The organism is Streptomyces sp. NPDC007901 (genome assembly GCF_042959465.1).
In the GTDB taxonomy this organism is placed as follows: domain Bacteria; phylum Actinomycetota; class Actinomycetes; order Streptomycetales; family Streptomycetaceae; genus Streptomyces.
Genome location: NZ_JBIBKW010000008.1, coordinates 430,551 through 456,666, shown reverse-complemented (window position 1 = coordinate 456,666; position 26,116 = coordinate 430,551). Strand labels below are relative to the sequence as shown.

Sequence of the window (26,116 nt, the reverse complement as noted above, 5' to 3'; positions counted from 1 at the left end):
CTTCGGTGCAAGCCCCCCGGCCGCACCATCCGCCAGGTGTCCGAAACCACCCGGCCGACCGGCCGGCGTGCCCCCACAGCCCGGTCGAACCCGGCATCGGTCATCCGTTGCCCGCCGCCCGACGAGGTACCGAACCGGACCGTGGTCCGGCGGCAGGCGGAGTGCGGGTGAGAGCACCGGCAGGAGCTCGGGGGGAGCGGGAAACGCACAGGGACCGGGCAGGGACCGGGCAGGCACTGGGCAGGCACTGGGCAGGGGTGGACCCGCGGTGTGCGGCTGACGGGCCGGCGGGCGGTCGTGTCGGCAGCGGCGTTCACCGGTTCCGCTCAAGGGGCAGTTCGAGGCGGAGCTCGTAGCCTCCTTGGGCCGTGGGGCCGGACGTGACGGTGCCGCCGAGGAGTTCCGCTCGCTGGGCCAGGCCGACCAGGCCGTGGTGGGCGCTGGGCAGGGCGAACGCACGTCGGGTGGGGGCGGTGTTGGTGACGGTGGCGCACAGGGCACCGTCCCGGTGCCTGATGCGGACGGTCACGGCGGCGCCGGGGGCGTGTTTGCGGACGTTGGTCAGTGCTTCCTGGATGGTGCGGTAGACGGCACGCTGGACCGTGGGCGGAATCTCCGCGGGCAGGTCGGTCTCCAGCTTCGCTTCGATGCCGCTGGCCTCGACCAGGTGCTCCAGGTCGGCGAGCGAAGGCTGCGGGGTGAGCTCCGTGGGCCTGCTGCCGGAGGCCCGCAGAACGCCGACCATGTGTCGCAGTTCTTCCAGGGTCTGCACGCTCAGGCGGCGGATCGTGGCCGCGGCCTGTCTCGTCTCGGCGTCCCGGCCGCCCACCTGGAGCGCTCCGGCCTGTACGGCGATGAGACTGACCTGGTGGGAGACCACGTCGTGCATCTCCCGGGCAAGCTGAGCGCGTTCCTTCGCCAGAACGCTCTGGGCCGTCAGCAGCCGTTCCTGCTCGCGGGCCTCGGAGATGTCGGCGAGCCGCAGTGACAGTTCGCGTCGGGCCTGGACGAGCTGGCCCAGGAAGACGGGAGCGGCAGCGGTGGCCAGGGTGTAGCTGAGGTGGAACAGGTTGTTCGTCTGGGACAGCTCGGTGGCGTCCAGGGACGACCACGGCCAGGGCAGGAAGTCGATGATCGCGTAGGTCAGCGCGCAGCCGGCCAGCAGGAGACGGTGGCGGTTGAGGGAGGAGAGCGTGTACAGCGCGGCCATGGGGGCGACCACCGCGTCGGTGACCAGGGCGGTGGGGAGCGTGAGGGCGAAGGTCGTCAGGGGCAGTCGGTGACGCAGCATCAGGGCAAGGGCGCCGAGCAACGCGCAGGCGGCGGTCGGCCGGTCCTCGACATCGACATGAGCCCATCCGTCCGTCAGCGCGATCCCGACGAGGCCGATGTCGAGGACCACGGTCGGCGGCCGTCGGGGACTCACCGGGCGCCCTCGTCCTCGGCGGGAGTGAGCAGGCCCGCGCGCTCGGCGATCAGAGCCGCCTGGACGCGGCTGCTCACCCGCAGTTTGCCGAGCACGTTGGTGACATGGCCCTTGATGGTGCCGGTGCTCAGGTGCAGCCGTTCGCCGATCTCGTTGTTGGCGAGTCCTTCGGCCATGAGGACGAGCACGGCACGCTCGCGCTCGCTGAGCCGAGCGGTGAGACGGACGGCGGCGGGCTCACGCACGCTGTTGTCGAGGTAGCCGCCCACCACCAGACGAGTGACCTTGGACGACAGTACGGTCCCTCCCTCGGCCAGGGTGCGCACCAGGTGGGGAAGCTGCTCGGGGTCGGTGTCCTTGAGCAGGAATCCGGCGGCACCCGAACGCAGCGCGGTCGCCACGTATTCGTCGGTGTCGAACGTGGTGAGCATGGCGACCACCGGAGCCTCCGGCATGCGGCGGAGCTCGGCGAGAATCGTCAGCCCGTCCACGTCCGGCATCCGGATGTCGAGCAGGACGACGTCCGGCCGCAACTCCCGCACCGTGCGCACGGCCTGGCCACCGGATACCGCCGCGACGACCTCGATGTCGCTCGCCGATTCGAGAATGTGCGTGAAACCCGTACGGATCAAGGCTTCGTCATCGACCACCAGTACCCGGATCACGTGCGCTCCGCTCGTCGCATGCCCCGATCGATGCGTACCCCGGCTGGAGCCGTCGTCCCGGCGACCGGCACGGAGACCCGCCGGTTGGCGGCGTGCCCTCAGCCGGTCGGCGGGGACGCCCGCCACCCGCTCACTGCCACGGCGGCAGGCGTGCCACCTCGTCGAACAGCGCGGGAGACCACACAGCCCAGGACAGATCGGGAGACCATGGCCCTCGACCTCGACATCGACAGCATCCGCCAACTCATCGGCGAAGGCGTCCGCGACAAGGTCTACCCCGGCGCCGTCTGGGCCGTCGGCGACCGCTCCGGAAACATGGCCATCGGCACCCCGGGCGTCCTGGACCCCGACCGGCCCGGCGAACCGATGCGGCACGACACCGTCTTCGACGTCGCCGGCCTCACGGAGATCCTCGCGGTGTGGTCGTCCATCGGTTCCCTCGTCGAGGACGGCAGGCTGTACCTCGACGAGCAACTGGGTGACTTCTGGTCCGAGGTGAGCGGCCACCCTCTGGGCCGGGTGAACACACGCCACCTGCTCACCCATACCGCAGGCGTCCCGCTCCGGACCAACCTCATGAACCTGTACGGCACCGACCCCCGGGACATCCGTGACGGCGTCCTCCGCGAAGCCGTGCGCCGTCCGCCCGGGGAGGCCGTGGAGTACACCGGCCGCGCCGCCCTCATCCTCGGCTATCTCGCCGAAGAGCTCTCCGGCCAGCGCCTGACTTGATCCACAGGTCTTGACCATTCCTCGACAGACCGTGAGAAACGATCTTCGGTCTAGGGTGTGATACAGCCTCTGACCTGTGTTGATCCTGTGCCTGATAATTCTGGGTGTGGGTATTGCCACACGGTGGGTGACCGGTCGTCCCGCTAGGGTCTGTCCACTGCCTACAAAATCACCGGAGGGGTCATGGCGTTCGGCTGGATCGACGGACAGGCGGAACTGCGCCGCCGCGCCGGACTCGTACGGACCCTGCGCCCCCGCCCCGCCGACTCACCGCTGCTGGACCTGGCGAGCAACGACTACCTGGGTCTCGCCCACCACCCGGAGATCGCCGCGGGCGCCGCCGAGGCGGCCCGGACCTGGGGCGGCGGCTCCACCGGCTCCCGGCTGGTGACCGGCACCACGGAGCTCCACACCGAGTTGGAGCGCGAGCTGGCCGAGTTCAGCGGGTTCGAGGCGGCCCTGGTCTTCTCCTCCGGCTACGCCGCCAACCTGGCCGCCGTCACCACGCTCGGCCCGCACGGCTCGCTGATTGTCTCCGACGCGCTCAACCACGCCTCCCTGATCGACGGCTGCCGGCTGGCCCGGGGCACCACCCAGGTCGTCGGACACAGCGACCCGGACGCCGTGCGCAAGGCGCTCGGCACCCACGAGGGACCCGCGGTGGTCGTCTCCGACACGGTGTTCTCGGTGGACGGGGACGCGGCGCCGCTGGCCGGGCTGGCCGCGGCGTGCCGGGAGCGCGGCGCCGGGCTGCTCGTCGACGACGCACACGGGCTCGGGGTCCTCGGGGACGGCGGGCGGGGAGCCGCGTACGCGGCGGGGCTCTCCGGCGCCGAGGACGTGGTCGTCACGGCGACCCTCTCCAAGTCGCTGGGCAGCCAGGGCGGGGTCGTGTTCGGCCCGGCCCGGGTGATCGACCACCTGGTCAACGCGGCCCGCACCTTCATCTTCGACACCGGCCTGGCCCCCGCCGCGGCGGGGGCGGCCCTCGCGGCCCTGCGGCTGCTGCGACGCGAGCCCGGGCGGGCGGCCCGGGCCCGCGAGGTGGCCGCCGACCTGCACGCACGGCTGACCGCCGCGGGCCTGGAAGCGGTACGGCCGGACGCCGCGGTGGTCTCCGTGCGGGCACCGTCCCCGGAGGGGGCCGTGCGATGGGCGGCCGACTGCCGTACGGCAGGCCTGGCCGTGGGCTGCTTCCGTCCGCCTTCCGTGCCGGACGGCATCTCACGGCTGCGGCTGACCGCCCGCGCGGACCTCTCCGGGGCCGAGATCGAACGCGCTGTACGTGTGATCGGCGAAACACGACCATGAGTCGGCGTGACACGGCCGGGCTGCGCGCGCATGCGGATACGGAGTCGATTACGGATTCAGTTGCGTACTGATCAGTTTTGTTCGCAGCCTGATCAGCGGGGAGCGCTGATCAGTCGCTGACCGCAGCCACGAAACCCGCCCAGCTCTCGGGGGAGAAGAGCAGCACGGGTCCGGCCGGGTTCTTGGAGTCGCGTACGGCGAGCAGTCCGGCCGGTGGGCCGGAGTGCGGCCGTGCCGTCTCCACGCAGTTGTTCGCACCGGTGCTGTAGCTGCTGCGCAGCCACCGCAATCCGTGCAGATCAGCACTTGAAGGTACGTTCCGAGGCAGTGCAGTCATGGTGCCTCCTTACGCGCCGTCCTGTATCCCGGCGATGTAATCCAACGAGTCCTCGGGCGAAAGGGCGTGGATCTGAAGGGTGTTGAAGGCCTCCGCGTAGGCCTGGAGGTCTTCTTTCCGCTCCAGGTAGAGGCTACTCGTCAACTGGTCGAGAACAACCACATCCAGATCAGAAGTGCTCGGAAATGAGAAGATTACGAAAGGCCCGGTGATGCCGATATGCGCCCCGGCCGCGAACGGCAGCACCTGGAGCCGTACCTGGGGCAGCCGGGCCGCCTCCACCAGCCGCGCCAGCTGCCGTGTCATCACCCCCGGGCCGCCGACCTCCCGGCGCAGCACCGCCTCGTCGAGCACCGCGCTGAGCTCCAGCGGCGGATCGTTGCGCAGCACGTCCTGCCTGGCCAGACGCACCTCCACCAGGGCGTCCAGGGCCTCGTCGTCGAGCCCGTCGGCGGCCACCCGGGTCACGGCACGCGCGTACTCGGGGGTCTGCAGCAGCCCCGGGACGACCAGGGTCTCCAACGTGCGCATCGCCCCGGCCTGCGATTCCAGGCTGATGAAATCCCGGTAGGCGGGCGGCAGCACCCCCCGATAGGCGTGCCACCAGTGGTGCCGCCCGGCCGTGTCCTCAGACCCCGCCAACACCAGCAGCAACTCCCGCAGTTGTCCTTCGACGACCCCGTAGGCGTCGAGGAGTAACCGCACATCGGCCGGTTTCACACCGCTGGCGCCGGTCTCGATCCGGCTCACCTTCGACTGATGCCAGCCCACCAGACGGGCGGCCTCACCGCTCGTGAGACCCACACCGGTGCGCAGCATGCGCAGTTCGGTGCCCAGTTTCCGGCGGCGTACCGCGGGACCGTTCTGCATGGGCTACTCCTTACTCCTTCCGAGCCGCCCAAATACGGTCTGAGGTCGCAGAGTTCACCGCTTCGAGCGACAGATATATGCATATCTTGGTGGATCGCTCCCCGTGACCGGCCCGGTAATGGCAGTCTGACGAAGAAGCACCAGTCCGGGACCGTACTCGAACCTTCCGCGCAGTGTCGGACTCCGGTCCCGAGGAAAGGGACGACCTCGCCATGGCAGACCACCTGGAAGCATCCGTCACTCTGCCGAGCGATCCCGCCTCGGTCTCCACGGCCCGCTCCTACGTGCTGGACATCCTCGCGGAGTGGGGACTGCCACCGGAGACGGAGACCGCGGACACCATCCGCCTCATCGTCTCCGAACTCGCCACCAACGCCGTACAGCACACCTTCGGACAGTCGCCCACCTTCACGGTGGACATGGTCCTCGACCGTGACGAGCACCTGCGCATCGGCGTCACGGACAGTCATCCGCGTTTCCCCAAGAGACTTCCCGCCGCGGTCCAGCAGGACAACGGCCGCGGCATGGTCATCATCCGCTGGCTGACCGCCGAGTGCGGTGGCAAGCTCCGCGTACGCCCCACCCGGGAAGGCGGCAAGACCGTCTCCATCGAACTCCCCTGGACCGTCCCGGCCGGCACCGTCACCGCCGCCGGCCAGCAGGAACCGTAGCCCCGAGCCCCTGCCGGCCGACCGGTGAGCGGGTCAGCTGACCCGGCCGTACCAGACGCTCTTCGTCCAGATCTTCTGGAGCCTGACCACGTCCCCGGTCTTCGGGGCGTGCCAGATCTTTCCCTTCCCGGCGTAGATGCCGACGTGGTAGACGCTGGAACCCGAGTGGAAGAAGACCAGGTCCCCGGCCTTGCGGTTGCCAGCCGAGATGTGACGGGTCTTGTTGTACTGCTGGGCCGCCGTACGGGGCAGCTTCTTGCCCGCCTTCTTGAACGAGTACAGCGTCAGCCCGGAGCAGTCGAACCGGTTCGGTCCGGTGGCACCCCACCGGTAGGGCGCGCCCTTCTTCGACGCGGCGACCTGGAGTGCCTTCGTCCCCATCGTGGCGGCCGAGGCCTCGGAGGCGACACCCGGGATCACGATCGAGCCGCCCACGGCGGCGATCGTCAGCGCCGAGGCCGTACCGGCCCGGGCCATGAGCGACGGAACACGATTGAGCGCAGTCATGCGCAACCCTTCGTCAGCCGCCTGTGAAGGATGACCTGTCGGATTCGGGCTGGCGAAGTTGCCCGGCCGCTGACGCGGCTTCACCCCAAGGGCTGCTCGGCCCGGTCATGGCGTGACCGTCCCGGCGACCCGTCGTGCTTGGGTCCTCCACTCCTGCCGATGCACTTCTGTCGACGGGTCAATCCGGGCGGCGGCAGGACTCGGCGTCCGCCCGGACCGCCCCGCCGCTGTGGCGGGGGCTTGTCGTCAGACAGGGATCTTCACTCACGCGTGTCCGAAAATCCCAATGGAATCGGGGATTTGTGGGGTTACTCACCACCCACCCGTTCGGGTGGACAGTACTGTGTTCGATTCTTCGTCAACTGCCCTGCGTAGCCCCGGACCTGCACGGAAGCACTCGGCGGGCACCCTCGGACCGGCATGCCGAGCGGCCCTGTCGGTCAGGTAAAACCACGCCACGCTCCGCCGAACGGGGGTAACCCCGTTGGGCCGTTTCAACTCCGGCGCGGACAGGGCGTCGACGCGCCCCGACCGATTTCTGCGGCGGTCACCGTACGCAGTCGGGCGGGAGTACGACACGAGCGGTCCGGCGCTCGCCGTCGAGCACCCGCAACGCCCGTGCCAGCGTGTCCCCGTGAAGCTCCGTCTCGCCCCGCCCGTGCATCAGGGCCAGCGCGTCACGCAGCTCGGAAGCGGCGCGCACCAGCGCCTGCGCGGCGCGCAGCCCGCGGTACGTGTCCTCGTTCTGCGCCGGATTGATACGGCCCAGCAGGTCGACCACGTCCAGGTAACGGTCGATCAACTCGCCCTCGGCGCGCGTCAGCGCGGGCAGCGGCGGAAGCTCCGGTGGCAGCATCGCCGGATCACCCCGCGTCCGGCAGGCCGAGCGAGGTCCGGCGGCTGGGTACGACCCGGTCCACCAGCCCGTACGCCAGCGCCTCCCGCGCGTCCAGCACCAAGTCCCGCTCCAGGTCCCGGTGGACCTGCTCGGGGGTGCGCCCGGTGTGCCGGACCAGCATCGCCTCGAGCAGCGTCCGGACCCGCTCCAACTCCGCCGCCCGGATGACCAGATCACTCGGCTGGCCCTGTACCGGTTCGGGCAGCGACGGCTGCTGGAGCACGACGCGGGCGCCCGGCAGCACGGACCGCTTGCCCGGGGTGCCGGCCGCGAGCAGCACGGCGGCGGACGCCCCGGCCTGCCCCAGGCAGATCGTCTCCACGTCGCAGGTGACGTACTGGACCGTGTCGTAGATCGCCGCCATCGCGCTGAACGACCCGCCCGGGGAGTTGATGTACAGCGAGATGTCCCGCTCCGGAGCCGCGTGTTCCAGATACATCAGCTGCGCCATCACGTCGTTCGCGGAGGTCTCGTCCACCGGCGTGCCCAGGAAGACGATCCGCTCCTCCAGCAGCTTCGAGTACGGATCCAGGGTGCGCTGCCCGGAGCTGGTGCGTTCGGTGAACTCGGGCAGGACATAGCGGGCGGACGGTCGGGTCATGGCATACCCCTCCTCGCGGCCGAGGTGTCTCGGCGGCCGGACTCTCTGTAAAAAATGTACAGGACGTACGTAGACCTGGAGAGGGATTCCGCTGTCGCCGAACAAGAGGTGTTGTCCGAGGTGCCCCGTAAGCTGGGTTCATGGCCTACGAGATTCCGGTGACGCAAGCCAGGGCTGAGCTCGCCGAACTGATCAACCGGGTGGTGTACGGCGGCGAGCGCGTCGTCGTGACCCGCCACGGCAAGCCGCTGGTCGCCCTTGTCTCCGCCGCCGACCTCGAGCGCCTCGAAGAGCTCCCCGAATCCTCCGAGGAGCACGTGGTCAGCTCGGTCTCCACGGTCCGCGAGACCGCCTCCGTCCGCCCCGAGCGCGGCCGCTTCGGCATCGCGGCCGAGCACCGGGGGGCCGCGGGCTCCTGACCGCCGCTATGGCATCGGACCCCCTCCGGAGAGGGCCCCGGCGTCACCGCGTTCACCCGGACGGGCGCGAGCGCGCCCGCCGGCGGTGAAACCGTCCGCTCTGTCGCGCCGGTCACCCGTGCGCGCCGGACGGTGAACAGACAGAGGAAAGAGCTTCTCGCCGAACGCGGCTCCGGCATCCGCGGGCCCGATGTCGGCCGGCGGGCCGGGGCTCACCGCGCCCGGACCGAACGCGAGCTCCAGCCTGGACGAGGCGGCGGGCCGGCAGCCGGCGGAACTGGTGGTCCGCGCGGTGCGGTGAGCGCCGTTCCGGCGGCGGCTCCTCGCGACCACGGCCCGGTTAACGTCGTTGAAACTCCGGCGAACTAGCCTGCCCATCCACGCCACCAGCGGTTTTGTGTCCGGACGGGTGGCTGCGGCAACCGGGCCCCGCACGGTCCGGAGCGAGGACTGTGAGGTGGGACGTGCAACTGACCCCGCACGAGCAAGAGAGGCTGCTGATCCATGTGGCGGCCGACGTGGCCGAGAAGCGCCGGGCCCGTGGGCTCCGGCTCAACCACCCCGAGGCGGTCGCCCTCATCACGTCGCACATCCTCGAAGGCGCGCGGGACGGCCGTACCGTCGCCGAGCTGATGGCCTCCGGCCGCAAGCTGCTCACCAGGGACGACGTGATGGAGGGCATCCCCGAGATGATCCACGACGTCCAGGTCGAGGCGACCTTCCCGGACGGCACCAAGCTCGTCACCGTCCACGACCCGATCGTCTGAGGAGGCCGCCGATGATCCCCGGAGAGATCCTCTTCGCCGACGGGCCCATCGTGTACAACGAGGGCCGCGAGGTCACCCGCACGACCGTCCTCAACGCGGCCGACCGGCCCGTCCAGGTCGGCTCCCATTACCACTTCGCCGAGGCCAACCCCGGCCTCGAGTTCGACCGGGACGCGGCCCGCGGCAAGCGGCTGAACATCGCCGCCGGCACCGCCGTCCGTTTCGAGCCCGGCATCCCCGTCGACGTCGAACTCGTCCCGCTCACCGGCGCCCGTGTGGTGCCCGGACTGCGCGGGGAGACCGGAGGTGCCCTCGATGCCTGAGATCTCCCGCGCCGCGTACGCGGACCTGTTCGGACCGACCACCGGTGACCGGATCCGGCTCGCCGACACGGACCTGATCGTCGAGATCGAGGAGGACCGTTCCGGCGGGCCCGGGCTCGCCGGGGACGAGGCCGTCTTCGGCGGCGGCAAGGTCATCCGTGAATCCATGGGCCAGTCGCGTGCTACGCGCGCAGACGGCACCCCCGACACGATCGTCACCGGCGCGGTGATCATCGACCACTGGGGCATCGTCAAGGCGGACGTCGGCATCCGCGACGGCCGGATCACCGGCATCGGCAAGGCGGGCAACCCCGACACCATGGACGGGGTCCACCCGGACCTGGTGATCGGCCCCGAGACCGAGGTCATCGCCGGCAACGGACGGATCCTCACCGCCGGCGGCGTCGACGCGCACGTCCACTTCATCTGCCCGCAGATCGCCGACGAGGCGCTGTCGGCGGGGGTCACCACCCTGGTGGGCGGTGGCACGGGCCCGGCCGAGGGGTCCAAGGCGACCACCGTCACCCCGGGCCCCTGGCACCTCGCCCGGATGCTGGAGGCGATGGAACAGTACCCCCTCAACATCGGCTTCCTCGGCAAGGGAAACACCGTCTCGCACGAGGCGATGCTCTCCCAGATCCGGGGCGGGGCACTCGGGCTGAAACTGCACGAGGACTGGGGCTCGACGCCCGCGGTCATCGACGCCGCCCTGACCGTCGCCGACCGCACGGGCGTGCAGGTCGCGATCCACACGGACACGCTGAACGAGGCGGGTTTCGTGGGGGACACCCTGGCCGCCATCGGGGGGCGCGGAATCCACGCCTACCACACCGAGGGCGCGGGCGGCGGGCACGCGCCGGACATCATGACCGTCGTCTCCGAGCCGCATGTGCTGCCCAGCTCGACGAACCCGACCCGGCCGTACACGGTGAACACCGCCGAGGAACACCTCGACATGCTGATGGTGTGCCACCACCTCAACCCGGCGGTGCCGGAGGACCTGGCCTTCGCCGAGTCCCGGATCCGGCCGTCGACCATCGGGGCCGAGGACATACTGCACGACCTGGGCGCGATCTCGATCATCTCCTCCGACGCACAGGCCATGGGACGCGTCGGCGAGGTCATCCTGCGGACCTGGCAGACCGCGCACGTGATGAAGCGGCGGCGGGGAGCGCTGCCGGGGGACGGGCGCGCCGACAACCACCGGGTACGGCGGTACGTCGCCAAGTACACGATCAACCCGGCCCTCGCGCAGGGGCTGGCTCGGGAGATCGGCTCGGTGGAGACCGGGAAGCTCGCCGACCTGGTGCTCTGGGAGCCCGCGTTCTTCGGGGTCAAGCCGCACCTCGTCCTCAAGGGAGGGCAGATCGCCTACGCGCAGATGGGCGACGCCAACGCCTCGATCCCGACGCCCCAGCCGATCCTGCCGCGTCCCATGTACGGGGCGATCGGACGGGCGCCGGCCGCCAACTCCTTCAACTTCGTCGCCCCGCTGGCGATCGAGGACGGGCTGCCGGAGCGACTGCAGCTCGGCAAGCGGTTCGTCGCCATCGAGTCGACGCGTGCGGTGACCAAGGCGGACATGCGGGAGAACGACGCGCGTCCGACGGTGCGGGTCGATCCCGACAGTTTCGCCGTGCACATCGACGGGGAGCTGGTCGAGGCGACTCCGGCCGCCGAACTGCCCATGGCCCAGCGCTACTTCCTGTTCTGAGGGCTGGGAGTACGTGATGACTCGGGCAGCGTTGCTGGTCCTCGCTGACGGCCGCTTTCCCGCCGGAGGGCATGCGCACTCCGGCGGTGCGGAGGCGGCCGTCAAGGCCGGGCGGATCACCGGGGCGGCGAGTCTGGAGGAGTTCTGCCGAGGGCGGTTGCACACGGCGGGACTGGTGGCGGCCGCGCTCGCCGCGGCCGCCGTACTCGGAGCGGACGTACGGGAGTTGGACGCGGCGGCCGACGCGCGGACGCCGTCCCCGGCGCTCCGGGGCGCCGCTCGCCGGCTCGGGCGGCAGCTGCTGCGGGCCGCGCGGGCGACCTGGCCCTCTCCCGAACTCGACGCCGTGGCACGGGAGTTCCCCAAGGGCGCGCATCAACCGGTGGTCCTTGGCGTGGTCGCCCGGGCGGCGGGGCTCTCGGCCGAGGACGCGGCCTACTGCGCGGCGTACGAGAGCGTGAGCGGGCCGGCCACGGCGGTGGTGCGGTTGCTGAGTCTGGACCCGTTCGAGGCGACCGGGGCGCTGGCCCGGCTGGCGCCGGAGGTGGACCGGGTGGTCGACCGGGCCGTGGAGGCGGCGCGGAGGGTGGCCGGGGGCGGGGTCGACGCGCTGCCGGCGGCTTCGGCGCCGCTGCTGGAGATCGGGGCGGAGTGGCACGCGGGGTGGGCGGTGCGGTTGTTCGCGTCGTAGTTCTCCCCGCACCCGGGGGCTGCCGCCCCGGACCAGAAGCAACGCCATTCGAACAAGGAGCCGCATATGCATCTCGACCACGCACACCAGCACGGCCCCGTCGCCGTGAGTGCCGACGCCCATCGGCCCGACGGGTCCCGGCGGGCTCTCCGTATCGGGCTCGGCGGGCCCGTGGGGTCCGGGAAGACGGCCACCGTCGCCGCGCTGTGCCGGGCGCTGCGGGAGCAGTTGTCGCTCGCGGTCGTCACCAATGACATCTACACGCGTGAGGACGCCGAGTTCCTGCTCCGGGAGGCCGTGCTGCCCCCCGAGCGGATCACCGCGGTGGAGACGGGGGCCTGCCCGCACACCGCGATCCGGGACGACATCTCGGCCAACCTCGAAGCCGTGGAGGATCTGGAGGACGAGGTCGGGCCGCTGGATCTGATCCTCGTCGAGTCGGGCGGGGACAACCTCACCGCCACCTTCTCCAAGGGGCTCGTGGACGCGCAGATCTTCGTGATCGACGTGGCGGGCGGGGACGACATCCCGCGCAAGGGCGGGCCGGGGGTCACGACGGCCGATCTGCTCGTCGTCAACAAGACGGACCTCGCTCCCCATGTGGGCTCGGATCTGGCGCGGATGGCCGCCGACGCCAAGGCACAGCGGGCCGAACTGCCCGTCGTCTTCCAGTCGTTGCGCAGTGAGGCCGGGGTCGGGGACGTGGCCCGCTGGGTGCGGGAGCGGCTCGCCGCGTGGACGGCGTGACCGCCACCGGGGTGCGGGCGACCGCGCGGATCGTTGCCCGGGCGGACGGGCGGGGCGGTACCTCGCTCCCGGTGCTGGAGGGCGAGGGGCCGCTCGCCCTGCGGCGCACGCGCGGCAGCGGGTCCGAGGCCCGGGTGATGGTCGTCGGCGCGATGAGCGGGCCGCTCGGCGGGGACCGGTTCGCCGTCGAGGCGACGGTGGAGCGCGGGGCACGGCTGAGCGTCGGGTCCGCCGCGGCCACCATCTCGCTGCCGGGGCAGGCGAAGGGCGAGGCGCGCTACGACGTCCGGCTCGACGTCGCCGACGGCGGTGAACTGCGCTGGCTGCCCGAGCAGTTGATCGCGGCCAAGGGCAGCGATCTGCATGTCACGACCCGTGTCGACGTCGGTGCCGGCGGGCGGCTCGTGCTGCGTGAGGAGCAGGTGCTCGGGCGGGTGGGGGAGGAGCCGGGGCGGCTCACCAGCCGGCTCACCGTGCGCGTCGCCGGACGGGCCGTGCTGGACCAGGAGCTGGCCTGTGGGCCCGGTGCGCCCGGCGGCTGGGACGGGCCCGCCGTGCTGGCGGGGCATCGGGCGGTGGGGCAACTCGTCGTCGTACGACCGGAGTTCGCCGCGGAACCGGAGGCGGCGCGGATGCTGGGGGAGTGCGCCGCGCTCACTCCGCTCGTCGGACCCGCGGTACTGGTGAGTGCGGTGGCCGGTGATGCGCTGCGGCTGCGGCGGGTGCTGGACGAGGCATGGGGCCGGCTCGGCGGCTGATCCGCTCAGCGGGACGCGGCCATCCGGTTATCGGATTGGTAAAGACGGCGGTCACACCCTGTCCTCAGGAGGTTCACAGCCGGAAGGATCCCCCCTGACCGTTAGTCACCATGTACGGGGAGGGGCCCTCTTGAGGGACAACTTCAGATCGAAGAGCCGTGTGCTGGCGCTCGGTTCGGCGGGAGCGCTCGTCACCGCCAGCCTGCTCACCGGCGCGCTGGCGGCGCCCGCGGCCGGTGCCGAGGCACGCAAGGGCGGCCAGGACCGCGCGCAGTGGGGGGCCGCGGTCGCCGCCGCGCAGGCCGCCAAGGCCGGGATCGCCTGGGCGGACTGCCCGTCCGACTGGGGCCTGGAGAAGCCCATCCAGTGCGGCTGGGTGAGCGTGCCGCTCGACTACACGAAGCCGTACGGCAAGCAGATCAAGCTGGCCGTCGACCGAATAGGCAACACGGGGACGAAGGCGGAGCGCCAGGGCGCGCTCGTCTACAACCCCGGCGGACCGGGCGGCTCCGGGATGCGCTTCCCGCGCCGGGTCACCACAAAGAACCCGCTGTGGGTCAACACCGCGAAGGCGTACGACTTCGTGGGCTTCGACCCGCGCGGTGTCGGCCACTCCGCGCCCATCTCCTGCATCGACCCGCAGGAGTTCGTGAAGGCGCCCAAGGCCGACCCGGTGCCCGACACCGAGGCCGACAAGACCGCGCAGCGGGGGCTCGCCAAGCAGTACGCGGACGGCTGCGCCGCGCGCACCGGCCGGGCGATGCTCCAGCAGATGACCACCCCGAACACCGCCCGCGACCTGGACGTCATCCGGGCCGCCCTCGGTGAGAAGAAGCTCAACTACCTGGGCGTCTCCTACGGCACCTACCTCGGCGCGGTGTACGGGACGCTGTTCCCGGGGCATGTGCGCCGGATGATCGTCGACAGCGTGGTCAACCCCTCGCGCGAGAACATCTGGTACCAGGCCAACCTGGAGCAGGACATCGCCTTCGAGGGCCGCTGGAAGGACTGGGAGGACTGGGTCGCCGCGCACGACTCCGCCTTCCACCTGGGCACCACGCGGGACGCCGTACAGGCCGAGTGGCTCCAGCTGCGCGCCACCGCCAAGGCGAACCCGATCGGCGGGGTCGTCGGACCGGCCGAGCTGATCTCCTTCTTCCAGAGCGCGCCGTACTACGACTCGTCCTGGGTCCCGGTCGCGACCGTGTTCAGCAAGTACGTCGGCGGTGACACCCAGGCGCTGGTCGACGCGGCCGCCCCGGACCTCACCGACACCGCCGGCAACATCACGTCGGAGAACGGCAACGCCGTCTACACCGCCGTGGAGTGCACCGACGCCAAGTGGCCCACCAGCTGGAAGAAGTGGGACCGCGACAACACCGAGCTCAACAAGCAGTACCCGTTCATGACCTGGGCCAACGCATGGATGAACCTGCCCTGCGCCACCTGGCCGGTCAAGCAGCGGACCCCGGTGGACGTCACCACCCACAAGGGCCTGCCGCCGGTGCTGATCGTGCAGTCCACGCGTGACGCGGCCACCCCGTACCCGGGCGCCGTCGAACTGCACAAGCGCTTCAAGGGCTCCCGCCTCATCACCGAGCAGGGCGCCGGCTCGCACGGTGTGACCGGCCTGGTCAACCCGTGCATCAACGACCGCGTCGACACCTACCTGCTCACCGGCAAGCTGGACGGCGCGGACGTCACCTGCACGCCGCACGCCACCCCGCAGCCGTAACCCTTCCGGTACGACGACGAGGGGCGGCGGGATCCACTCCCGCCGCCCCTCACTCGTACCCGCGAACGACCTCAACTCAGCGGCGCCCGAGGGAACTTGCGCTCCTTCTCGCCCTTCGTCGCCGCCTGCCCGGCCTTGGCGACCGCCGCGTACTCGTCGACGTACTCCTGCTCGGAGAGGCTCAGGATGGCGTACATGATCTCGTCGGTGATCGCGCGCAGGATCGCCTTCTCGCTCTCCATCCCGGCGTAGCGGGAGAACTCGAGGGGCTTGCCGAAGCGGATCACCACGGGGTGGATCCGCGGGATCACCGCGCCGGGCGGCTGCGCCTCGAAGGTGCCGATCATCGCGCAGGGGATCACCGGGACACCGGCCCGCAGCGCCATCACGGCCACTCCGACCTTGCCCTTGTAGAGGCGGCCGTCGTGCGAGCGGGTGCCCTCCGGATAGATCCCGAGCAGCTCGCCCTTGCTCAGCACTCCGAGCCCCTCCCGGATCGCGGCCTGGCCCGCCTCCTTGCCGGAGCGGTCGACCGGGATCTGCCCGGCGCTGCGGAAGAAGAACGCGGTCAGCCGTCCCCGTACACCGGGGCCCGTGAAGTACTCGGCCTTGGCGAGAAAGGTGATGCGCCGCTTCAGGACGGCCGGCATCAGGAAGTGGTCGGAGAAGGAGAGGTGGTTCCCGGCGACGATCGCCGGCCCCGACGCCGGCACGTGTTCGAGGCCCTCGATCCGGGGCCGGAACACCACGCGCAACAGCGGCCCCAGCAACACGTACTTGAGCAGGTAGTAGAACACGGCTCTCTCCTCACTTTGCCCGTTCCCGCCGGAACTGGCATTTCCCCCAGGTGGGATCCGCTCCAGCCTGCCCGGGTGATGTGCACTTGTCGTCATCTGCGGCCATGTTCGGTCGGTCTCATACTGAAGCTTCGCCGAGTTGCCTGCGGATCGAACATCGTCTCGGGATTTCACCATGCCGGACGCTGTTCCGTCGCCCGCCCCGCGGGTCGGCACGCGGGGCGGCGTTCACAGTGCTTTCTCAGGGCCGGTAGACCATGCCCGGCTGTGGCTTGGCGGGGGCGAGCAGTTGCGACACGGTCACGAGGGTGTAGCCGCGCTGTTCGAGTGCCTTGATGATGCCCGGGACGGCGGGCACGGTCCCCTTGTGCAGGTCGTGCAGCAGGATGATGCCGTCGCGGTGGGTCTGGTCGAGCACCCTCTTGGTGATCAGGGCCGAGTCGGTCGTCTCGTAGTCCTTGGCCGTGACGCTCCACAACACCTGGGCCAGTCCCAACTCCTTGCAGACCTTGGCCACTTTGCGGTTGGTGCGGCCCTCCGGGGGACGCATCAGGACGGGCCGTTCGCCGGTGATCCGCTCGATGGCTTCCTGAGTCCTGCTCAGTTCCTGGCGGGCGGCGGCCTCGTCGAGGTCTGTCAGCCTGGGGTGGGTCCAGGTGTGGTTGCCGATTTCGTGTCCCTCGGCCGCAATGCGGCGCAGGATGCCGGGGTACTTCGCGACGTGGCCTCGGCCCTGCACGAAGAACGTGGCGTGCAGACCGTCCTGCTTGAGGATGTCCAGCAGTGCGGGGGTCGTCGGACTGGGGCCGCCGTCGAAGCTGAGGGCCACGCACTTCGCCTTGCGGCAGTCGACGCTTCCGGCGACTCTTCCCTTTGCCTTGTCGCGAGCAGCGCGCGGCGAGGTGTGATCGTAGGTCGTGACCGTCAGGGCCAGAGTGAGCGCGACGGCCAGGGCGGCGGCCACCGCCGTGACGGTGGCGATGAGTATGCGTGAGCGTCTGGTGCGCCTGTTGAAGGGCATGCGGGACCATTCTCCGGAGCGAGTCACGGGGTTATCGGGTGCGGGCGGGAACCGGCTTCGCGGCCAGGTCCCGCGCCCGTATGTCGAGCGTCAGGCGATGCCTGAGCAGGCGTCCGAGCCGGCGCTCCACCGTTGTGTGGATGAGCAGGGACAGCGCCAGCGCGCAGGCGACCGACACCACCATCGAAGGCAGCGGCCCCAGCTTCGGAAAGGCTCGGATCAAGCCTTTTGCCAAAGGAATGCCGATGCTCTGGTGGACGAGGTAGAAGGGGTAGGTGAGTCCGCCCGCGGTGACCAGCCAACGCCATCGCAGCCGCGCCAGGGTTCCTTCGACACCGGCCAGCGCCAGCAGCCCGAGACAGACCGTCAGCAGGACCGCGCACACGGCCCAGGAGGGCCGGCTCTCGCCGGGGGGCACGGCGGCGTGGTCGGCCACCCGGAGTTCGAGCACGGTGAGTTGGTAGGACCAGGCGAATCCCAGCAGCAGCCACAGCAGGAGGCTCTGACCGAACCTGTGCATCAGATGGAGGACGATTCCGGCGACGAACAGGCCGGTGTACCGGGGCAGCACGAACTCCTCGAGCAGGGGCGAGTGGAGTTCGAGGGTGACGACACCGGCCAGGAGCCAGGCTCCGCAGAAGGTCACCACCCGCCGGTACGACAGCCCGAAGACGAGCAGCACGGCCATCAGCAGGTAGAAACGGGCCTCCACCCAGAGCGTCCAGCTGACGCCGTCGACCAGGTCGAGGCCCAGGGGTCCCGGAGCCATCGTCAGGTTGCCGAGGACGGTACGGGGGTCGATGCGGGTGGCGGCCGACCAGTGACCCAGCCGTGAGACGAGGACCAGCGCGACGACGAGGAGAACGGCGCACCAGTAGGCCGGGAAGAGCCGCGCGACACGGGAGACGGCGAACTGCGCGGGAGTCCGGCCCCAGCAGCTCATGCAGATGACGAAACCGCTGATGGCGAAGAAGAACTCGACGCCGAGCCAGCCGTAGCGGCTGATCCCGTGCAGGAACGGCGCGAGATCGCGGAGTTCGGTGGGCCCCCAGAAATGGGGGGTGGGGGTTCCGAGGAAGTGGTACGCGGCCACCATCACCGCCGCCACCAGGCGGAGCCCGTCCAACGCGGCCAGGCGGCCCGGCCCGGTCGGCGGTTCGGGGGACGGTCTGTCGGACGGCATGTCGCGGGCCGTCTCAGGCGGCCGGCAGCGGGGAGCGGCTGACCCGTATCCTCGACTGGCCGTGCGGGCGCTTCTCCCAGTCCGCCATGAACCGGGCGTGCAGACCGTGCCGTTGTACCAGGGCCAGGAGGGTCTCGGTTCGGTCGAAGGTGAAGTCGAAGAACCCGGTGTCGGTCAGCACCCGGCCGACGTGTGCCAGGCACTGCTCGATGACCTCCAGCGGTGAGTGGGAGAAGACGCTGTGCGCGTGGACCACGTCGAAGTGGTCGTCGGGCAGGAAGCCCAGGGTGAGGTCGCCGGTGATGGTCAGGTGCGGCAGCTCGTCCTGGACACGGCGCTCGACCAGCGTCTTCTTGGCGGCCATCAGGATGTCGGGCGAGATGTCGATGCCGTAGTAGTTGCCCGCGTCCAGGCGGCTGATGAACCGCCGGCCGCCGCGCATCCCGTGTTCGACGAGGTAGTCGAACTGCATCCGCCCGAGCGCCGGCCAGCGGTCGTGGGTCCGGCTGCCGACCGCGGCCTCCGGGCTGCGGCGGGTGTCCGAGGCCATCACGGCGCGGTAGTAGCCGATGTGGTCGGGGTGCTTGAGGCGCAGCCACGCATCCCGGCCGGCCCGGCGCAGGTAGGGGACGACGCGGCCGGGGTGGCGCAGGGCGTAGCCGGTCCTGTGGGTGAGGGCGGCGCGGTTCTCGCGCAGTTTCTTCGGTGACGTGGCGTCGGCGGGCATGGCGAAGCGACCTCCGTGCAGGGAAGGGAAGGGAAGTGAAGTGAAGTGAAGGGGAGAGGAAGTGGCTGGATACGGCCGCCGCGGTCAGACGCGGCGGCGCAGCAACAGCATCGTGAGGACCGTGAACAGCGCGGCGAGGCCACCGAGCACGGCGGTGTCGGTCCACTGGAAGGCCCAGTAGTCACCGGCCGGGTTGGCCTCGTAGAAGCGGGCGACGTACCCGTGGGCCGTCATGCACTCCCTGAGCTGGGGGCCGGACGGAAAGGGGCAGTTCAGCACGTCGTCGTGGCGGCCGGACGCGGTGATCAGGCCGTAGGTGCCGGTCGACCACTTTTCGCCCATGGGCGCCTTGGGGGTGATGCCGGCGCTGACGTAGGTGTGCGGCGGGACCAGCAGCCGGGTCCGATGCGTCCACTCCAGCAGGAGCGTCAGCACGCCGGTCATCAGCAGGGTCAGGCCCATCGCGGCCAGGACCCGGCGGGTCAGCAGGCCCAGCAGGGTGCCGGCCGCCAGGCCGAACAGGGCGGCCGCGACGACGCGGGGGCCCGAGCCGCTCAGGGCGGTGTCGTCGTACCAGAACAGGCCGTAGCTCCGGTCGGCGGCCGGTCGCCACCACCAGGCGAACACACCCGCGAGCAGGCCGGAGAGGGCGGTCGTGGCCGCCGCGGCCAGGGCGAACCGGGAGGCGAACCACTGACGGCTGCTCACGCCCTGGGCGAGGACCATGCGGTGCGTGCCCAGTTCCCGGTCGCGGCCGAGCAGCGGGGCGCCCCAGAAGACCCCGATGACGACCGGCAGGGCGATGTTCAGCGCCCCGAGGTACTTCAGCGGCTCGACGTCCAGCAGCAGGGGCAGTCCGGTACCGGACCGTGTGCAGTACAGCGGTCCGGTACCGCAGTGGTCGAACAGCCCGCTGTGCAGGGCGTCGAGCATGCCCGAGCGGAAGTACGCGGCGATCGCCGCGGCGACGACCAGCGCGGCCGCGCCGATACCGACCGACACGCGCTGCTGGCGCCAGGCGAGCCAGAGGGAGCCCTTCACGCGGCCGCCTCCGTCCGCTCGCCCGCGACGCCACCGGTGTGCTCCGGCTCGTCGGCCCGCAGGTAGCCGATCAGGACGTCCTCCAGCGCCGGCCTTTCGACGTGCCAGTCGCCGCGCAGCGGTCCGCGCTGCCGTATCAGAGCGGTCAGTTGTCTGCCGCCTGTACGGCTTCGCACGACGGTGTGCTGTGCGGTCAGGGTGTCGGCCTGGCCGGCGGGCCCGGTCAGTACGGCATGGCTCGCGCGCAGTTCCTCGGCGTCCTCGCTCAGTTCGACCCGGCCGTCGCGCAGTACCAGCACCCAGTCGCAGGTCTCCTCCAGTTCCGGCAGGACGTGCGAGGACAGCACGATGCTCAGGGCGCGCTCGGCGGCCTCGGCCATCAGCTCCGCCATGATGTCGCCGCGTGCCACGGGATCGAGATCGGCCAGGGGCTCGTCGAGAAGCAGGAGGTCGGGCCGCTTGCCCAGGGCCAGGGCGAGCGCGACGCGCGTGCGCCGCCCGGGGGAGAGCTCGCCGACGCGGGCGTGGGGCGGGATGCCGCCCTCGCGGACGATCCGCTCGGCGGTCGTCCGGTCCCACGAGGAGTTCAGCTTCTCGCCCATCAGCAGCGTGTCCGCCACCGTGAAACGCGGGTAGAGCGGCTTGTCCTGGGTGAGCAGCGCGACCCGGGCCCGGGCCTCGGGCGTGCCGGGTACGGCGCCCAGCGCCCGTATCTCCCCTGAGCCGGGTCGCAGCAGGCCGCCGGCCAGGTGCAGCAGGGTGCTCTTGCCGGCGCCGTTGCGTCCGACGAGGGCGGTGACACGACCGCCGGGCACGGTGAACTCGCAGTCCCGCAGGGCTTCGCCGCCCCGCCTGCGGTACCGGAATCCCAGTCCCGTGGCGCAGAGCGCGGCCGAGGCGTCAGGCCCCGTCATGCGTCCTCCTTCTGTCGTTCCCGGTCACCCGGGTGCTGCTGTCGTACGCGTCGTCGTAGGCGTCCAGGGCGGCCGTGACCAGGGCGAGCACATCGGCCCGCTCCAGCCCCGCGGCCCGCGCGCGGGCCACCCAGTCGGTGAGTTCCCCGCGCAGCGGGGAGTCGTCCTCCGCGGCAGGCCGGGTGAGTGACCGCGTCACGAAGGTCCCGAGGCCGCGACGCAGTTCGACCAGACCGGCCTGCTCCATGTCGCGGTAGGCCCGCAGCACGGTGTTCGGGTTGATGGCGGTCGCCGCCACCACCTCCCTGGCCGTGGGCAGCTTGTCTCCCACTCGCAGGATGCCCATCCGGAGCGCGCGTTCGGTCTGCTCCACGATCTGCACGTAGGCCGGTACACCGCTGCCACGGTCGATCCGGTAGTCGATCACATCGTCTTCCTCGGTTCCACCATGCTTGTGTTAATGAATTAATGGAAGCATGATGGATGTCCGTCGGTCATGTCAAACATCCCGGGTTGGTCGAGGGGGACGCCGAGAGGTTACGGGTGGCCGAATCACCAGATCGTGCGATGCGCCTCGGTGCCGGCGCGGCCCGGTCCGGTCTGGTTGGCGAAGCGGGGTCGATGCGGATCTCTGGTCCGGATTGCAGTTTCTGTCTTCGTGCAGCACCGGGCGCGTCTGTCCGGGATCGCCTACCGCGTGCTGGGCAGCGTGGCCGAGGCCGAGGCTGAGGACGTGGTCCAGGAGGTGTGGCTGCGCTGGCAGAAGACGGACCGTTCGGTGGTGGTGAGCCGGGTGGCCTTCCTGTCGAGCGCGACGACCCGGTTGGCCATCAACGTGGCGCAGTCTGCGCGGGTGCGCCGGGAGACCCGCATCGGGCCGTGGCTGCCCGAGCCCGTCGACACGGGTTCGGATCCGGAAGTGGGCGCGCAGCGGGCAGAGGCCCTGGAGCCGGCCCTGTTGCTGGTGCCGGAGAAGCTGAGCCCTGTCGAGCGGGCCGCGTACGTGCTGCGTGAGGCGTTCGACTACGCCTACCCCGAGATCGCCGAGATGCTGGGGCTCAGCGTCGTCAACGTACGGAAGATCGTCAGCCGTGCGCGCAGGCAGCTGGCGGACGGGCAGCGGGAGAGCGTGGCGGCAGCGGAGCACCGGCGTCTTCTGAACGCCTTCGTCTCGGCGGCCCGAACGGGGGATGTGGCTGACTCCGTCGCCCGAGCGCGCCCTACCCGTCTGTATTGCCGAAGCGCACGGTCGGGCGTTGAGCCCACGTCCACGCGGGAAGGCTCGTGATGCCAGGCCGCCCTGTGATACCGGGACCCGGGCGATGGGCAGAGCCCGACGGAATGGTGCTGTCGAACGCCATGTGCGGACAGCTGGTTGACCGCGACGACCGAACCGATGGCGTATTGCCCGGATATGGTGGTTTATGTACCACTTCGGAGCCGGTGAAAGGGCACGTCATGAAGTTCGCGGTCATAGGCGGTACGGGACTGATCGGGTCGCAGGTCGTCGAGAACCTGAACGCCGCAGGGCACGAGGCTGTGCCCCACTCGAAGTCCACCGGAGCCGACGTCCTCACTGGTCAGGGGCTGGACGAGGCGGTGGCAGGTGCCGACGTCGTCGTCAACCTGACGAACTCCCCGACCTTCGACGAAGCCTCCCCGGCCTTCTTCCGGACCTCGATGGACAACCTCGTGGCCGCGGCCCGCAAGGGCGGCGTCGGCCACTTCGTCATCCTCTCGATCGTCGGCGTGGACCAGGTGCCGGAGCTGGACTACTACCAGGCCAAGACGCTCCAGGAGCACATCCTCGCGGCCGGGCAGATCCCCTACTCGATCGTGCGGGCGACGCAGTTCATGGAGTTCATGGACGCCACCATGTCCTGGACCTCGGACGCCGAGACCGTCCGGCTGCCCGCCACGCCCATCCAGCCCATCGCGGCCAAGGACGTGGCCGCCGCGGTGGCGGAGGTCGCCGCGGGCGCCCCGCTCAACGGCATCCGCAACATCGCCGGCCCCGACGTCTTCACCCTGGACGAACTCGGCCGGATCACCCTGGCCCACAAGGGCGACCCCCGCACCGTCGTCACCGACCCCACCGCCGGCATGTTCGCCGCCGTCAAGGGCGACGTCCTCACCGACCCGGACGCCCACCTCGCCCCCACCCACTACGCCGACTGGCTCTCCTGACATGCCGGCGGCGGTCAGGGGTGTACGAGCAGCATGATGACCGTTCCCCAGGCCGTCGAGCCGTCCCAGAAATGGCCGTAGGGCCCTCTTGCGCCGGTGGACACGGCTGTGGCATCCGGAACGCTGCGCAGCGTGGGCATCGGGTACGGCCTCTGGCGGCCCCGTGTCCCGACGAGAGGCCTTCGGCCGGGGGCTCGTGCGACGGGCCCGCCATGGCGAGCGTCATCCAGGCCATCGCTGCCATGCCGACCGAGTACGGCAGCCGCCGTGCGATCACGGTCAGTCGCGACCGCCGGCCGCGGCCGGCGGTCAGCGGGAACCACAGGGCAGCGGCTGCGAAGAACGCCGACGCCGTCTGTGGCAGCTCAGGCAGCGCGTGGCCGGAGTGCCACGGCAGCACCGTCATGGCCAGGGCCATGACGGTGTGCAGGAGATGGTCGACCCGGCTGCACCATCCGCAGCGCCTCGACGTGAGGGCATGCCGCAGTGCACGGACGGCCGCGGCCGCGAACAGCGCTGTCAGCCCGCTGTACACGACATCAGTGGCGCTCATGTTCCGGCCTGTGGGCGGCAGGCGGCAGGCGGCAGGCGGCAGCTCAGCCGGTCGGGCGCGGGGCGCGCAGATGGGCCCGCTTCTCCAGTTCCTCGTCGTCGACCAGCGTGAGCATCGGCTGATCCGGAGCGCACATCATGAACACGATGTACTTGGCCGGGACGTCCGACGAGGCGTTGCCGTTCTGATAGTGGATCACTTCACCGCCCGGCTCCCAGAACGTCTCGCCGGCCTTGATCACGTGCTCCGGCTCACCCTCGAGCTCCCACCGGACAGCTCCCTCGAGTACGTAGCCGAAACACGGCCCGGAGTGGCGGTGCGGGGGAGTGCCGGGGTCACCGGGGGCCCATTCGACAAGGACCGTCATTCCCGACGCGCCCTCGGGGATGAAAGGCGGTTTGATGTCTGCCAGCATCTTGGGGCCGAAGCCGTCCTCAGAGTGCATTTCGTGCATGTGTTACACCTCCGTAGACCTGCCCGGAACGGGGGATCTCACGTCGGCCGTTCCGGGCTCACGACAATGTGCTTGATCGGCTTGCGCTCGAAGTCCGTCCCCCGCCGAAGGCGGCGATGTCGCAGAGAAGGACCGGCCGCGTCCGGCGGGGCCGGAGCCTGGCTCTAGCCGAACATGCCGACCTTGTAGCCGCCGGCCGGCTGCCGGGTGACGATGTTGATGCGGTTGTAGGCGTTGATGACGGCGATGAGGGTCGTCAGTGCGGCGAGCTGGTCCTCGTCGAAGTGCTTCGCGGCGTCCGCCCACGCCTCGTCGGTGACACCGCCGGCCGCGTCCGCCACCCGGGTGCCCTGCTCGGCCAGCTCCAGCGCGGCGCGCTCGGCCTCGGTGAAGACCGTCGCCTCCCGCCAGGCGGCGATCAGGTTGAGCCGCACCGAGGTCTCCCCGGCGTGGGTGGCCTCCTTGGTGTGCATGTCGGTGCAGAAGCCGCAGCCGTTGATCTGGCTGGCGCGGACCTCGACCAGGTACTGGATCGTGGCCGGCAGCGTCGAGTCCGACAGCGCCTTGCTGGCCGAGAAGAGGTGCTTCAGCACCTTGCCCGCGAGGGGGTTGGCGTAGTAGTTGAGACGTGCATCCATGTGCGCTCCTAGCAAAATCGCTGGTACGCATCACTGACCGGACAGCTCGGCCAGGTGTGACACCAAAGGATGTGTGACGTGGGTCTCGGCATCGTGCCGAAGTACCGCCGCCCGCCGGCTAACCATCGACGAACGTGACCGTTTCGTCGAGCGGTGCCCGGCCTGTACGGGTGGAGGGCGCCGCGGGGTCTTCGAATCCGATCGACATGCCACAGAAGAGGATGAGGTCGTCCGGAGGTGACAGGATCTCCGCGACCGTCTTGCGGTAGACGGACCACGCCATCTGCGGGCAGCTGTGCAGGCCTTCGGCGCGGAGCAGCAGCATCACGGTCTGCAGAAACATGCCCACGTCGGACCACTGGGGTCGACCCAGATCGCGGTCGATGTAGCAGAACAGGGCGGCGGGCGCGCCGAAACAGCTCCAGTTCCCGACCGCGGCCCGCTGGCGCGCCTCCCAGTCCTCGCGTGTGATGCCCAGTGCGCTGTAGCGCTCCGCACCGAAGGCGGACCGGCGCTCGTGGTAGGGGGACTTCAGTGTGGACGGGTACATCTCGTATTCCCGTTCGTCCCAGGGGTCGTGTGCGCTCACGCGCCCACCGGCGAGCTCCTTGAGTTCGGCCAGCGGTCGGCCGGTCAGTACGTAGATGCGCCAGGGCTGGAGGTTCGATCCCGACGGTGCCCAGGCGGCAGCGGACAGCACGCGCTCCAGTACCTGCCTCGGGACGGGCCGGTCGACGAATCCACGCACGGCCCGTCGGCTGGTGACTGCCTCGTAGACGTCCAAGATCACCAATCTCCCTCGTCCGCTCTCCGTTCCCCGATCTACATGCCTGTCCCCCGATAACCGTTGATCTACGAAATATGATGATATGTGGGAATCGGTGGGGATGGCAGCGATGCCCGGACGCGCCCCGCACCTCCGACCCCGCGGAAGGAGGCTTCATCGGCCTGGCGTGGCCGGCTGGTCCGATGTCGGCGGGTCGCTCGCCGGAAGGTGGTCCTCCGCCCACAGGAACAGGACGGCCAGGGGGATGAGGAAGGCCTTGCCGTGTACGGAGAGCGCGTAACGGGTGCGTGACGGCGGCCCGGGACGGACGTCCTGGACGACCAGGTCGATCGCGGTCAGTTCCTGGAGGCGCCGGGTGAGCATGCGCTCGCTGATGCCGGGCACGCGCTCGTGCATCCCTGCGAAGTCGGCCGGGTCCTTGGCCAGAGCCATGAGGATCAGGCCGTTCCAGGGCCTGCTGAGCAGAGCGAAGGTCCGGGCGATGGCCGGCGAGGTGTCGGTCGACTGCGGGTGTTCCGACCGGCATACCGCCCGAGAGCGCTGTGGGGTGGTCATGGTGTGTGTCCGTTCCGGTACGGCACGAGGTGTCGTGGTTCAACACCTCGCGCGGTACGTCGAGGTCGTGTCGGAAGCCGACCCGTG

Annotated in this window: 30 protein-coding genes, 2 pseudogenes and 1 riboswitch; of the genes and pseudogenes, 13 read left to right on the top strand and 19 right to left on the bottom strand. The window is 70.4% G+C overall.

Going from position 1 to position 26,116, the window contains the following annotated elements:
- Window positions 1-313: 313 nt before the first annotated feature.
- Together ACFZDK_RS27575 and ACFZDK_RS27570 are read right to left on the bottom strand one after the other, a co-directional pair.
- A complete protein-coding gene (locus tag ACFZDK_RS27575; protein ID WP_390976466.1) occupies window positions 314-1,426 on the bottom strand; it encodes a histidine kinase in 1,113 nt (370 codons plus the stop codon).
- On the bottom strand, window positions 1,423-2,091 hold the full coding sequence (locus ACFZDK_RS27570; RefSeq protein ID WP_390976464.1) for a response regulator: 669 nt from the start codon (window positions 2,089-2,091) through the stop codon (window positions 1,423-1,425). Before ACFZDK_RS27570 ends, ACFZDK_RS27575 begins: the two co-directional genes overlap by 4 nt.
- Window positions 2,092-2,298: 207 nt before the next feature.
- On the opposite strand from ACFZDK_RS27570, the pseudogene ACFZDK_RS27565 reads away from it, so the two are divergent.
- A pseudogene (locus ACFZDK_RS27565) lies at window positions 2,299-2,817 on the top strand (serine hydrolase domain-containing protein); the annotation flags it as partial.
- Between the two features lie 189 nt (window positions 2,818-3,006).
- Window positions 3,007-4,134 (top strand): aminotransferase class I/II-fold pyridoxal phosphate-dependent enzyme, encoded by a 1,128-nt coding sequence (locus ACFZDK_RS27560; RefSeq protein WP_390976462.1) that lies wholly within the window; start codon window positions 3,007-3,009, stop codon window positions 4,132-4,134.
- A 109-nt stretch (window positions 4,135-4,243) separates the two neighbouring features.
- Here ACFZDK_RS27560 and ACFZDK_RS27555 read toward each other — a convergent pair whose 3' ends face one another.
- Complete coding sequence (locus ACFZDK_RS27555) at window positions 4,244-4,471, bottom strand: DUF397 domain-containing protein (protein ID WP_390976461.1); 228 nt, start codon at window positions 4,469-4,471, stop codon at window positions 4,244-4,246.
- A gap of 9 nt (window positions 4,472-4,480) precedes the next feature.
- A complete protein-coding gene (locus ACFZDK_RS27550; RefSeq protein WP_390976460.1) occupies window positions 4,481-5,341 on the bottom strand; it encodes a Scr1 family TA system antitoxin-like transcriptional regulator in 861 nt (286 codons plus the stop codon).
- A gap of 212 nt (window positions 5,342-5,553) precedes the next feature.
- On the opposite strand from ACFZDK_RS27550, the gene ACFZDK_RS27545 reads away from it, so the two are divergent.
- Window positions 5,554-6,012: an ATP-binding protein gene (locus ACFZDK_RS27545; RefSeq protein WP_390976458.1), complete on the top strand. Its 459-nt coding sequence runs from the start codon at window positions 5,554-5,556 to the stop codon at window positions 6,010-6,012.
- Window positions 6,013-6,045: 33 nt separating this feature from the next.
- Here the strand turns inward: ACFZDK_RS27545 and ACFZDK_RS27540 are convergent, their stop codons facing one another.
- The 3 genes from ACFZDK_RS27540 to ACFZDK_RS27530 form a co-directional block, all read right to left on the bottom strand.
- On the bottom strand, window positions 6,046-6,519 hold the full coding sequence (locus ACFZDK_RS27540; protein ID WP_390976457.1) for an NlpC/P60 family protein: 474 nt from the start codon (window positions 6,517-6,519) through the stop codon (window positions 6,046-6,048).
- Window positions 6,520-6,522: 3 nt separating this feature from the next.
- Window positions 6,523-6,705: riboswitch (cyclic di-AMP (ydaO/yuaA leader) on the bottom strand.
- Between the two features lie 361 nt (window positions 6,706-7,066).
- Window positions 7,067-7,375 (bottom strand): hypothetical protein, encoded by a 309-nt coding sequence (locus ACFZDK_RS27535; RefSeq protein WP_355720386.1) that lies wholly within the window; start codon window positions 7,373-7,375, stop codon window positions 7,067-7,069.
- Between the two features lie 7 nt (window positions 7,376-7,382).
- A complete protein-coding gene (locus tag ACFZDK_RS27530; RefSeq protein ID WP_390976455.1) occupies window positions 7,383-8,018 on the bottom strand; it encodes an ATP-dependent Clp protease proteolytic subunit in 636 nt (211 codons plus the stop codon).
- 140 nt (window positions 8,019-8,158) lie between these two features.
- On the opposite strand from ACFZDK_RS27530, the gene ACFZDK_RS27525 reads away from it, so the two are divergent.
- The 8 genes from ACFZDK_RS27525 (at window position 8,159) to ACFZDK_RS27490 (ending at window position 15,172) form a co-directional block, all read left to right on the top strand.
- Window positions 8,159-8,437: a type II toxin-antitoxin system Phd/YefM family antitoxin gene (locus ACFZDK_RS27525; RefSeq protein ID WP_355720380.1), complete on the top strand. Its 279-nt coding sequence runs from the start codon at window positions 8,159-8,161 to the stop codon at window positions 8,435-8,437.
- A gap of 464 nt (window positions 8,438-8,901) precedes the next feature.
- On the top strand, window positions 8,902-9,204 hold the full coding sequence (locus tag ACFZDK_RS27520) for an urease subunit gamma (RefSeq protein WP_037782101.1): 303 nt from the start codon (window positions 8,902-8,904) through the stop codon (window positions 9,202-9,204).
- An 11-nt stretch (window positions 9,205-9,215) separates the two neighbouring features.
- Window positions 9,216-9,527, top strand: a complete 312-nt coding sequence (locus ACFZDK_RS27515) for an urease subunit beta (protein ID WP_390976453.1) — start codon at window positions 9,216-9,218, stop codon at window positions 9,525-9,527.
- The gene (locus tag ACFZDK_RS27510; RefSeq protein ID WP_390976451.1) at window positions 9,520-11,241 is read left to right on the top strand and encodes an urease subunit alpha; all 1,722 of its coding nucleotides are present in this window, start codon (window positions 9,520-9,522) and stop codon (window positions 11,239-11,241) included. The genes ACFZDK_RS27515 and ACFZDK_RS27510 overlap by 8 nt, the downstream gene beginning before the upstream one ends.
- Window positions 11,242-11,257: 16 nt before the next feature.
- Window positions 11,258-11,932 carry an urease accessory UreF family protein gene (locus ACFZDK_RS27505; protein WP_390976449.1) on the top strand — a complete coding sequence of 225 codons (675 nt, stop codon included), beginning with the start codon at window positions 11,258-11,260 and terminating at the stop codon, window positions 11,930-11,932.
- 66 nt (window positions 11,933-11,998) lie between these two features.
- Complete coding sequence (gene ureG / locus ACFZDK_RS27500; RefSeq protein WP_355720368.1) at window positions 11,999-12,679, top strand: urease accessory protein UreG; 681 nt, start codon at window positions 11,999-12,001, stop codon at window positions 12,677-12,679.
- On the top strand, window positions 12,676-13,437 hold the full coding sequence (locus ACFZDK_RS27495) for an urease accessory protein UreD (protein WP_390976521.1): 762 nt from the start codon (window positions 12,676-12,678) through the stop codon (window positions 13,435-13,437). Before ureG ends, ACFZDK_RS27495 begins: the two co-directional genes overlap by 4 nt.
- 130 nt (window positions 13,438-13,567) lie before the next feature.
- Window positions 13,568-15,172: an alpha/beta fold hydrolase gene (locus ACFZDK_RS27490; protein ID WP_390976447.1), complete on the top strand. Its 1,605-nt coding sequence runs from the start codon at window positions 13,568-13,570 to the stop codon at window positions 15,170-15,172.
- A 71-nt stretch (window positions 15,173-15,243) separates the two neighbouring features.
- On the opposite strand, the gene ACFZDK_RS27485 is transcribed toward ACFZDK_RS27490, so the two are convergent.
- The 7 genes from ACFZDK_RS27485 to ACFZDK_RS27455 form a co-directional block, all read right to left on the bottom strand.
- Window positions 15,244-15,969, bottom strand: coding sequence for a 1-acyl-sn-glycerol-3-phosphate acyltransferase (locus ACFZDK_RS27485; RefSeq protein WP_390976445.1), 726 nt, complete (start codon window positions 15,967-15,969; stop codon window positions 15,244-15,246).
- A 241-nt stretch (window positions 15,970-16,210) separates the two neighbouring features.
- Complete coding sequence (locus ACFZDK_RS27480) at window positions 16,211-16,990, bottom strand: polysaccharide deacetylase family protein (protein WP_390976443.1); 780 nt, start codon at window positions 16,988-16,990, stop codon at window positions 16,211-16,213.
- A 31-nt stretch (window positions 16,991-17,021) separates the two neighbouring features.
- On the bottom strand, window positions 17,022-18,173 hold the full coding sequence (locus tag ACFZDK_RS27475) for an acyltransferase family protein (RefSeq protein WP_390976441.1): 1,152 nt from the start codon (window positions 18,171-18,173) through the stop codon (window positions 17,022-17,024).
- 13 nt (window positions 18,174-18,186) lie between these two features.
- On the bottom strand, window positions 18,187-18,900 hold the full coding sequence (locus ACFZDK_RS27470; protein ID WP_390976439.1) for a methyltransferase: 714 nt from the start codon (window positions 18,898-18,900) through the stop codon (window positions 18,187-18,189).
- An 84-nt stretch (window positions 18,901-18,984) separates the two neighbouring features.
- Window positions 18,985-19,941 (bottom strand): transporter, encoded by a 957-nt coding sequence (locus ACFZDK_RS27465; protein ID WP_390976437.1) that lies wholly within the window; start codon window positions 19,939-19,941, stop codon window positions 18,985-18,987.
- On the bottom strand, window positions 19,938-20,855 hold the full coding sequence (locus tag ACFZDK_RS27460) for an ATP-binding cassette domain-containing protein (RefSeq protein WP_390976435.1): 918 nt from the start codon (window positions 20,853-20,855) through the stop codon (window positions 19,938-19,940). The genes ACFZDK_RS27465 and ACFZDK_RS27460 overlap by 4 nt, the downstream gene beginning before the upstream one ends.
- Window positions 20,842-21,282 (bottom strand): GntR family transcriptional regulator, encoded by a 441-nt coding sequence (locus tag ACFZDK_RS27455; protein WP_390976433.1) that lies wholly within the window; start codon window positions 21,280-21,282, stop codon window positions 20,842-20,844. Before ACFZDK_RS27455 ends, ACFZDK_RS27460 begins: the two co-directional genes overlap by 14 nt.
- A gap of 177 nt (window positions 21,283-21,459) precedes the next feature.
- Here ACFZDK_RS27455 and ACFZDK_RS27450 point away from each other — a divergent pair.
- Window positions 21,460-22,077: pseudogene (locus ACFZDK_RS27450) on the top strand (sigma-70 family RNA polymerase sigma factor); the annotation flags it as partial.
- 236 nt (window positions 22,078-22,313) lie between these two features.
- The gene (locus ACFZDK_RS27445; protein WP_390976432.1) at window positions 22,314-23,042 is read left to right on the top strand and encodes an NAD(P)H-binding protein; all 729 of its coding nucleotides are present in this window, start codon (window positions 22,314-22,316) and stop codon (window positions 23,040-23,042) included.
- Here ACFZDK_RS27445 and ACFZDK_RS27440 read toward each other — a convergent pair.
- From ACFZDK_RS27440 to ACFZDK_RS27420, 5 genes are all read right to left on the bottom strand, one after another.
- Window positions 22,987-23,595: a DUF5134 domain-containing protein gene (locus tag ACFZDK_RS27440; protein WP_390976431.1), complete on the bottom strand. Its 609-nt coding sequence runs from the start codon at window positions 23,593-23,595 to the stop codon at window positions 22,987-22,989. The genes ACFZDK_RS27445 and ACFZDK_RS27440 overlap by 56 nt on opposite strands.
- Before the next feature lie 43 nt (window positions 23,596-23,638).
- Window positions 23,639-24,049 carry a cupin domain-containing protein gene (locus ACFZDK_RS27435; protein ID WP_388415213.1) on the bottom strand — a complete coding sequence of 137 codons (411 nt, stop codon included), beginning with the start codon at window positions 24,047-24,049 and terminating at the stop codon, window positions 23,639-23,641.
- A 164-nt stretch (window positions 24,050-24,213) separates the two neighbouring features.
- Window positions 24,214-24,687, bottom strand: a complete 474-nt coding sequence (locus ACFZDK_RS27430) for a carboxymuconolactone decarboxylase family protein (protein WP_390976429.1) — start codon at window positions 24,685-24,687, stop codon at window positions 24,214-24,216.
- Between the two features lie 118 nt (window positions 24,688-24,805).
- On the bottom strand, window positions 24,806-25,471 hold the full coding sequence (locus ACFZDK_RS27425) for a nitroreductase family protein (RefSeq protein WP_390976519.1): 666 nt from the start codon (window positions 25,469-25,471) through the stop codon (window positions 24,806-24,808).
- A gap of 156 nt (window positions 25,472-25,627) precedes the next feature.
- Window positions 25,628-26,029, bottom strand: a complete 402-nt coding sequence (locus ACFZDK_RS27420; RefSeq protein ID WP_390976427.1) for a winged helix-turn-helix transcriptional regulator — start codon at window positions 26,027-26,029, stop codon at window positions 25,628-25,630.
- Window positions 26,030-26,116: the final 87 nt, after the last annotated feature.